Here is an 8,253-nt window from a genome sequence, read left to right on the forward strand (position 1 = left end):
AGCGCGCGGCGGAACGCGCCGATTTCACGCCAGTTGTCGACCGACAGGATGCGTTTGCGCCAGCGCCGCAGCGAGACCGGAATCGCGCGCCGTACGCCGGTGACGAGCTCGACGAGCCCGGCGAAGCTTTCCTCGACGAGCCAGTCGATCTGCGCGTCGGGATGGCGGCGCCGGATATCGGCGATTACCGGCATGTTGTGAACGACGTCGCCGAGCGACGACACCCTGACGATCAATATCTTTTGCGCGCTCAAGAGTGGGAAAACCGGCTATCCGGCTCGAAGATGCGTTGAAAGGAGCCCCAACCCGGCGCATCGCGCCAAGCCCCCGAGGGCTGAGGAGGACGGCAATTCTAGCGCGTCAGATGTAAAAGACATGAAAAAGCGGCGCGGTAGATGCCACCCGCGCCGCGTTCGATGGCGACGACGCTTCGATCCGTTCAGGCAACAGTCGAAGCGCCACCGCCTCAGCCGTTAGAACGGCAGTTTCGCATCGGCCTTCTCCGCGAGAATCACGCGGCGGAAGTCGTCCTGGATACGCTTGAGCGCAGCGTCGTTATCCGCTTCGAAACGCATCACGACGACCGGCGTCGTATTCGACGAACGCGCCAGACCGAAACCATCCGGATACTCGACGCGCAGACCGTCGATCTTCACGACGTTGTCCGCGCCGGTGAACTTCGCGTTCTGCTGCAAACGCGCGATCAGTTCGAAGTTCTCGCCTTCGTCCAGCTTCAGTTGCAGCTCCGGCGTGGAGTGCGAGTTCGGCAGCGAATTGAGGAGCTTGCTCGGATCCTGCTCGCGCGTGAGGATTTCGAGCAGACGCGCGCCTGTATACAAGCCGTCGTCGAAACCGTACCAGCGGTCCTTGAAGAACACATGGCCGCTCATTTCGCCGGCGAGCGGGGCACCGGTTTCGCGCAGCTTCGCCTTCACGAGCGAGTGGCCGGTCTTCCACATCAGCGGCACACCGCCCTTGTCCTTCACCCACTTCGCGAGATTGCGCGTGCACTTCACGTCGTAGATGACTTGCGCGCCCGGGTTGCGCGACAGCACTTCCTCGGCGAACAGCATCAGCTGACGGTCCGGGTAGATGATCTGCCCGTCTTTCGTGACGACGCCGAGACGGTCGCCGTCGCCATCGAACGCGAAGCCGATTTCCGCATCGGTTTCGTTCAACGCGCGGATCACGTCTTGCAGGTTCTCCGGATGGGCCGGGTCCGGGTGATGGTTCGGGAAGTTGCCGTCGACTTCGGTAAACAGTTCGACCAGTTCGCAGCCGAGCTTCCTGAACAGCTTCGGTGCGAGCGCGCCGGCCACGCCGTTGCCGGTGTCGACCACGATCTTGATCGGACGCGCGAGCTTGATGTCGCTCGTGATGCGTTCGAGGTACGCGTCGGCGATATCGTATTCGGTGTAGCTGCCGTTGCCGTCGGTGAAGTTGCCGTCGACGATGCGCTGGTGCAGCGCGAGAATCTGCTCGCCGTAGATGGCCGCGCCGCGCAGCACCATCTTGAAGCCGTTGTAATCAGGCGGATTGTGGCTGCCGGTCACGACGATGCATGAATCGACGCGACGCTCGCCGCCTGCGAGCTCGAGCGGCACGCTCGCCGCGAAGTAGCCGACCGGCGTGGGCACCATGCCGACATTGACCACATCGACGCCGGCCGCGCGCAGACCGTCGGACAGCGCCTGGATCAGCTCGGGACCCGACAGCCGGCCATCGCGCGCGACGACGACCGCATCGCCACCCTGCGCGCGCACTTCGCTGCCGAACGCGCGGCCGATGGAACGCGCGGTGTCGGCGTCGAGCGTCTTGCCGATGACACCGCGGATGTCATACGCCTTGAAAATCGATTTGGAGATCATGTTGGCTCACTTGCGTGCAATGGAAAATTTTGACCTGCGGAGCGCCGGCGAATCGGTAAATTCACGGCAATGCCTGCGGTAAAGAATCACTACCATCCGCGATAAAAGCGGGCGTTGCAACACCGCTGCGCGCCCTTGCCGGAAGCGGTCCGGTTCCAACTTATAATTGCGTTCTTCCGACCCGCCTGAATAACGCCATTCTAATGCTTAGACGCCGTCCTTTTGCAAAGTTGCCGCGGCTGCCGGCCAGGTGGGCGAACGCACAGACGGCCCTGCACATGGCCGCGCGAACAGCCGCGCAATGCGGCCTGAGCGGCGCGCGACGGCGAGCGGCCAACGGATGCTAACGCTCAAACGTTTCGCCAATCCGGACGTCACGCGCGCGTTCACGAACATCGTCTGGCTCGGGCTCGAGCGGCTTACTCAGATCGGCGTCGCAATTGTGATCAGCGGCGTGCTGGCGCGCTACTTCGGGCCCGATACGTTCGGCAAATGGCAGTACGCGAATACGCTGCTGCTGGTGCTGTCGCCGATCACCTGGGTCTGTGGCGCGGAAATCCTCGTGCCCACCATCGTCAACCGTCCTGCCGAACAGCTCGGCACCGTGCTCGGCAGCGCATTCGCGTTGCGCTTCTCCGTGTCGGCGGTGGCGTTGCTGCTCACCTGGCTCGGCATCGCACTGCGCCTGTTCGACCCGCTGGTCGGCGCGATGCTCGCCGGCCTCGCGGTCACAATGCTGTTTCGCGAGCCGTTCGTCGGCGTGATCAACGCGTGGCTGCAAAGCATGACGTACAGCAAGCCGCAACTGCTCACCAGCATGAGCACCGCGGTGCTAAAGGCCGCTTGCGTGTATCTGCTGGTGCGCGCCGCCGCCGCGCCCGCGCGTTTCGGCTGGCTGTGGGCGCTCGAATCGGCCGCAATCGGCGCGGTGCTGATGCTTTACTTCGTGCGCCGCCACCGCGGCAAACTGGGCTGGCGGATCGAACGCCCGCTGTTCAAGCACTTCGCGAGCGCGGGCACGGTGTTCTGGCTCGGGCTCATCTGTATGTACCTGTTCCTGAAGTTGGACCGGCTAATGCTCGAACGCGCGATTTCGTTCGCCGACCTCGGCCGCTACTCCGCCGCGCAGCAACTCAACGAAAACTGGATCACGCTCGCGCTGATGCTCGCGCAAACCATCGCACCCGCGTTCGTCTATCGCGTACAGGGCATCGCGCAACTGCGCCGCAATATGTGGCGGCTCACCGCGATGACCGCCGCGCTGATGGTAGCCGGCGCACTGGTGCTGGATCTGCTCGCCGGCTTCATCATCCGCCGCGTGTTCGGGCCGGACTTCGAAGGCGCGATCGAAATCTTCCGCTGGGCCGTGTGGCTCTCGGTGCCGGCCGGCATCGAGGCGATCGGCAATCTGGTCGTGCTCAAGTATCAGGCCAAATTCGTGTTGCTCTCGAAGTGGCTGCTCGCGCTCGCCGTCGCGTTCGCGGTCAATGTGCTCGCGATCCGACGACTCGGCGCATATGGCGCACTCGTCGGTCTCGCGGCCGGTTATCTGGCGGCCGCGTCGGTCAACCTCTATTACATCCGCTTCAAATTGCGCCCATGACGAATTCATCCGCCGCCGCGCAAACCACGCTCGACGATGTCGCGGTGCTGATGCCCGCATACAACGGCCAGGCGGACGTCGATTCTACGCTCGCGTCATTTAATGAAAGTGCGCTGGTGCACGTACTGATCGTCGATGACGGCAGCGTGCCGCCGATTGTCGCCCCCGCGCTGCCGAACCTCAAGATCGAAGTGCTGCGCATCGCGCACAACGGCGGCATCGAGCGCGCGCTGCAGACCGGCATCGACGCGCTCGCGCAGCGCGGCTTTCGCTACGCCGCGCGAATCGACGCGGGCGACCGCGCGGTGCCGGGCCGCCTCGCGAAGCAGCGCGCGTTCATGGAGCAGCATCCGCGCGTGGCCGGGCTCGGCATGTGGACCCAGGTCGTCAGCCGCGCGGGCGAGCCGCTATTCATGTTGACGCCGCCGGCCGAACCCACGGCGATCCGTCGCCAGCGCTTTTTTCGTTCGTGCCTCGCGCATCCATCGATGATGCTGCGTATCGATGCCGTGCGCACAGTCGGCAACTATCGCGCCGACTATCGCTCGGCCGAAGACCTTGATCTGTTCGTGCGTTTGATGGAGCGCTACGACTGCGCGAACCTGCCGGAACTCGGCCTCTACTACGAGCTGAATGAAGCAGGTATCAGCGCAAGCAGACGGCGCCGTCAGATCGTCTCGACGTTGCGTTTGCAACTGCGGTACTTCAACGTGGCCAATGCGTACGACTGGTTGGGCATCGCGAAGAATCTGCTGCATCTGCTGCTGCCTTATCGCACGTTGCAGCGGGTCAAGCGCATGCTGCTCACGCAGCGCGCGAGCGATTGATCGCCCCGCGCGCTGCGTGCGCTGGGTGCGCCGCTGCGCTCGCGGTCGCATTCGCCGCCGTATTCATTGCCCTGTCCGCTTTCCTGGTCAACGCCCGATGCAACGCTCAGCCTCTTCCCGCATGAAGCCCTCTTTCAAAGCGACGCCAGCGTTGCGCATTACACTCGTCTGCAATACGGCCTGGGCAATCTATACCTATCGTCAAGGGCTGATCCGAATGCTGATCGGACGCGGCGTCGACGTCACCGTGCTCGCGCCGCGCGACCGCACGTTCGAACTGCTGACCGCGATGGGTTGCCGCTGCATCGAGTTGCCGATCGCGTCGAAAGGCACGAGTCCGCGCGAGGATCTGCGCACGCTCATCGCGCTGTACCGGCAATACCGGAGCATCCGTCCGCACGTCGTGTTTCACTACACGATCAAGCCGAATATCTACGGTTCGGTGGCGGCGAAACTCGCCAGTGTGCAATCGGTCGCGGTCACCACGGGGCTCGGCTATGTGTTCATCCAGCAAAGCCGCGCTGCGTGGATAGCGAAAAAACTGTATCGGTTCGCGTTCCGTTTCCCGCGTGAAGTGTGGTTTCTGAATCGCGACGACGAAGCGGCATTCATCGAGGGCAAGCTGCTCGTGCATCCGGAACGCGCGCGGCTGTTGCATGGCGAGGGCGTCGATCTCGAGCAGTTCGCGTTCACGCCGCTGCGCGAGCGCGCGGAATTTCGCTTCGTGCTGATCGGGCGGCTGCTGTGGGACAAGGGCGTCGGCGAATTCGTCGAGGCTGCGCGGCAGTTGCGCGCGCGCTATCCGCATGCGCGCTTCGAGTTGCTCGGGCCGGTAGGCGTCGACAACCCGAGCGCGATCACGCGCGAGGAAGTCGCCGCGTGGGAACGCGAAGGCGTGATCGAGTATCGTGGTGAAGCGCACGACGTGCGGCCGTTTATCGCCGACGCGGATTGCGTCGTGCTGCCGTCGTATCGTGAAGGTGTACCGCGCACGTTGATGGAAGCATCAGCGATGGGGCGGCCCATCGTCGCGACCGATGTGCCCGGTTGCCGTGAAGTGGTGACCGACGGCGTCAACGGCTTGCTGTGCGAAGTGCGCAATGCAGCGAGCCTCGCCGCGAGCCTCGCGCGCATGCTCGACATGAGCGGCGCCGAACGGAGCGCGATGGCTGAGCGTGGCCGGCAAAAAGTCGCCACGGACTTCGACGAACGCGTGGTCGTCGAAACCTACAAAGACCTGGTCCAGAAAATCACGGGCGTTTTACTTTAACGGAGCAACAGATGACCACGAAGGGCACGATTCTGGTAACGGGCGCAGCGGGCTTTATCGGCTCGCACACCTGCGTCGAATTGCTCACCGGCGGCTACGATGTCGTGGCGATCGACAACCTCGTGAACAGCAAGCGCGAATCACTGCGGCGCGTCGAGCAGATCACTGGCCGCGCTGTGAGCTTCTATCACGACGACGTGCGCGATGAAGCGGCGCTCAAGCGTATTTTCGACGCGCATCCGATCACCGGCGCGATCCACTTCGCGGCGCTGAAGGCCGTCGGCGAATCGGTCGCGAAGCCGATCGAGTATTACGACAACAACGTCGGCAGCCTGCTGACGCTGCTTGGCGTAATGCGCGATCGCAACGTCAAGCAGTTCGTGTTCAGTTCGTCGGCGACCGTGTACGGCGTGCCACAAAGCTCGCCGATCGACGAATCGTTTCCGCTGTCGGCAACCAATCCGTATGGTCAGTCGAAGCTGATCGCGGAGCAGATTCTGCGCGATCTCGAAGTGTCGGATTCATCGTGGCGCATCGCGACGCTGCGCTATTTCAACCCGGTTGGCGCGCATGAGAGCGGGTTGATCGGTGAAGACCCGGCAGGCATTCCGAACAACCTGATGCCGTACGTCGCACAGGTCGCGGTCGGCAAGCTCGACAAGCTGCGTGTGTTCGGCGGCGACTACGAAACACCCGACGGCACCGGCGTGCGCGATTACATCCATGTAGTCGATCTTGCGCGCGGGCACCTCGCCGCGCTGGATGCGCTCGTCACGCGCGATGCGAGCTTCGTCGTCAACCTCGGTACGGGTCAGGGCTATAGCGTGCTCGACGTGGTGCGCTCGTTCGAGAAGGCATCGGGCAAACCGGTGCCGCACGAGATCGTCGCGCGCCGTCCAGGCGACGTCGCGCAGTGCTTCGCCGATCCGACGGCGGCCGAGAGGATCATCGGCTGGCGCGCACAGTTCGGTATCGAGCGGATGTGCGCCGACCATTGGCGCTGGCAATCGATGAATCCGCACGGCTTTGCATGAAGGCTCGTGAAGATCGACCGCGGATCTGGCGCGTCGCGACGCACGGACGCCGCCGCAGGCGTTCTTTGTGGCCTATTCGCAGAATGGCACCCGGAAGGTCAGGTTTTGCTGGCGACGGTGGAACTCGCTCGCGAGGGTCACGATTTTGCACCGACTCGTGCGATCCGTTTTTCTTATCGAACGTACCGCGAACACACGGCCCCGGCTTGATCGTGCGTGATCGCCGGTAGCCATTGACGTCACCTTTTGTGCGCAGCTCTGGCCGCATACACTTCAACTTGCGCTGTGCCGCGCGGGCCAAGTTGCCAACAGAACACCGAAGCACCACCTGGTTATTCGGGGATCGATAAGTCGTGCATCCATTGACGCGCCAATTTTGCACCACGCGGCAAGCACACGCGAGCGCGCCGAGCGCTATCGGATAGCTTTGGAGGCTGTGGCAACGCTTGCAAGTCGGGGCGTGAATGCGAATAGCACGTCAACGCCGCTGCCGACAGGCGAAATCCATGCTGGCTTTTCAACCGCAGCGTATGTCGAGTGCTTTCACCGTCTCGAATTGGGCACGCGTTCATTCGAATTATTTTTCTGTCGCTTGTTCGTCGCCCCGTGCGCGCAAAAAACGTCGACGCGATTTCATAAAATCTTCCCAAAGCGCTTTCGTTAATCTTTCTATTTGGTTCCGGTCATAGCCGAGCCCGTCAGAAGTCAATAAAGGTTCACCATCAAGGCGGACGGATCCTAGCCCGAAGTTTTAGATATTTCGACCCCAAATATGAGTTTGCGGCGTTTCATATATACGATTAAAGAAAAAAATACATGATGGACGCGCGGTGAAAACTTCGCATTTCGGCATTCAAAGGAGTCCCTAGCGGACTACTGTCCGAAAGGGGCGAACCAGCCGTTACGGCAACAAGTTCACCTGCCGCATTTATAATACGAATAAACCGGGCGAAAATTTCTTCAAAACGCACGTGTCAAGTGGTTCATTGTACTTTTTGTTCGTCGGCGGGAGATTTACCCCGAATATGCGGCGATCAAGGGAAAGTCTCACTCCGCGAAAACGGATGCGGGGAGCTATCGCTTTTTTTTCCGCATCTTTCGCGACGTTACATAACTGAAACGTTTTTTGAGATATATTTTGTGCCCATGAACTGCGCGGGAAAACCCTATCGCGCAATTCTTTCTTGTTCTACGTGCAATTGCCAGCAAACTAATTCGCGTTTGGCGAATTTCAACGTTCTTGCCGGGTTGAAGCGCGAATGACCGCAGCCGGCGAGGACGCAGTACTTATTGGAAACGCAGCCCGGACATTCAATCCGGGACGCGCTGGCTATAGCAACTCGTTCTCGCGACGCCCGAGTCCGTCGGGCGCGGGAACTCGTTCGCTTTCAATAAGCGTGAGGATATGGGATTGGCGGCCACGGAATTATTTAACGTGACCAGTCGCGTCAGGAAATCCATCGAACAAGAGATGCAACCATAGTTACACTTTTAAACAATTTAATTCGCAGCCCAAATTATCCGAATCGTTCATTTGTCTGCTATGGCGAAATTTTCTTAGAAACGCTGCGATCGACAAAGACTGCACTTGTGTCGTCTTTCTGGGCCGGCAGCAGCAGGTGATCTTCGCAACCATTCTTCCCTGTGACGG

At 61.3% G+C, this 8,253-nt stretch carries 5 protein-coding genes and 1 pseudogene; 4 read left to right on the forward strand and 2 right to left on the reverse strand.

The window, feature by feature from the left end:
* Together VGH68_RS24965 and VGH68_RS24970 are read right to left on the reverse strand one after the other, a co-directional pair.
* Positions 1 to 254 (reverse strand): annotated as a pseudogene (locus VGH68_RS24965) (lipopolysaccharide heptosyltransferase I); the annotation flags it as partial.
* A 219-nt stretch (positions 255 to 473) separates the two neighbouring features.
* Positions 474 to 1,868 carry a phosphomannomutase/phosphoglucomutase gene (locus tag VGH68_RS24970; protein ID WP_331606386.1) on the reverse strand — a complete coding sequence of 465 codons (1,395 nt, stop codon included), beginning with the start codon at positions 1,866 to 1,868 and terminating at the stop codon, positions 474 to 476.
* A 340-nt stretch (positions 1,869 to 2,208) separates the two neighbouring features.
* On the opposite strand from VGH68_RS24970, the gene VGH68_RS24975 reads away from it, so the two are divergent.
* From VGH68_RS24975 to galE, 4 genes are all read left to right on the forward strand, one after another.
* Positions 2,209 to 3,471: an oligosaccharide flippase family protein gene (locus tag VGH68_RS24975; RefSeq protein ID WP_331606387.1), complete on the forward strand. Its 1,263-nt coding sequence runs from the start codon at positions 2,209 to 2,211 to the stop codon at positions 3,469 to 3,471.
* Positions 3,468 to 4,298, forward strand: coding sequence for a glycosyltransferase (locus tag VGH68_RS24980; RefSeq protein ID WP_331606388.1), 831 nt, complete (start codon positions 3,468 to 3,470; stop codon positions 4,296 to 4,298). The genes VGH68_RS24975 and VGH68_RS24980 overlap by 4 nt, the downstream gene beginning before the upstream one ends.
* A 121-nt stretch (positions 4,299 to 4,419) precedes the next feature.
* The gene (locus tag VGH68_RS24985; protein WP_331606389.1) at positions 4,420 to 5,568 is read left to right on the forward strand and encodes a glycosyltransferase family 4 protein; all 1,149 of its coding nucleotides are present in this window, start codon (positions 4,420 to 4,422) and stop codon (positions 5,566 to 5,568) included.
* 11 nt (positions 5,569 to 5,579) lie between these two features.
* Entirely contained in the window at positions 5,580 to 6,602 is a 1,023-nt protein-coding gene (galE, locus tag VGH68_RS24990; protein WP_331606390.1) for a UDP-glucose 4-epimerase GalE, read from the forward strand.
* Positions 6,603 to 8,253 lie beyond the last annotated feature (1,651 nt).

Source organism: Paraburkholderia sp., assembly GCF_036488505.1.
GTDB lineage: Bacteria > Pseudomonadota > Gammaproteobacteria > Burkholderiales > Burkholderiaceae > Paraburkholderia.

Excerpts from the sequence above, each read along its gene's own strand:
- galE (WP_331606390.1), top strand. The coding sequence starts at position 5,580 with ATGACCACGAAGGGCACGATTCTGGTAACGGGCGCAGCGGGCTTTATC.
- VGH68_RS24985 (WP_331606389.1), top strand. The coding sequence starts at position 4,420 with ATGAAGCCCTCTTTCAAAGCGACGCCAGCGTTGCGCATTACACTCGTC.
- VGH68_RS24975 (WP_331606387.1), top strand. The coding sequence starts at position 2,209 with ATGCTAACGCTCAAACGTTTCGCCAATCCGGACGTCACGCGCGCGTTC.
- VGH68_RS24970 (WP_331606386.1), bottom strand. The coding sequence starts at position 1,868 with ATGATCTCCAAATCGATTTTCAAGGCGTATGACATCCGCGGTGTCATC.
- VGH68_RS24980 (WP_331606388.1), top strand. The coding sequence starts at position 3,468 with ATGACGAATTCATCCGCCGCCGCGCAAACCACGCTCGACGATGTCGCG.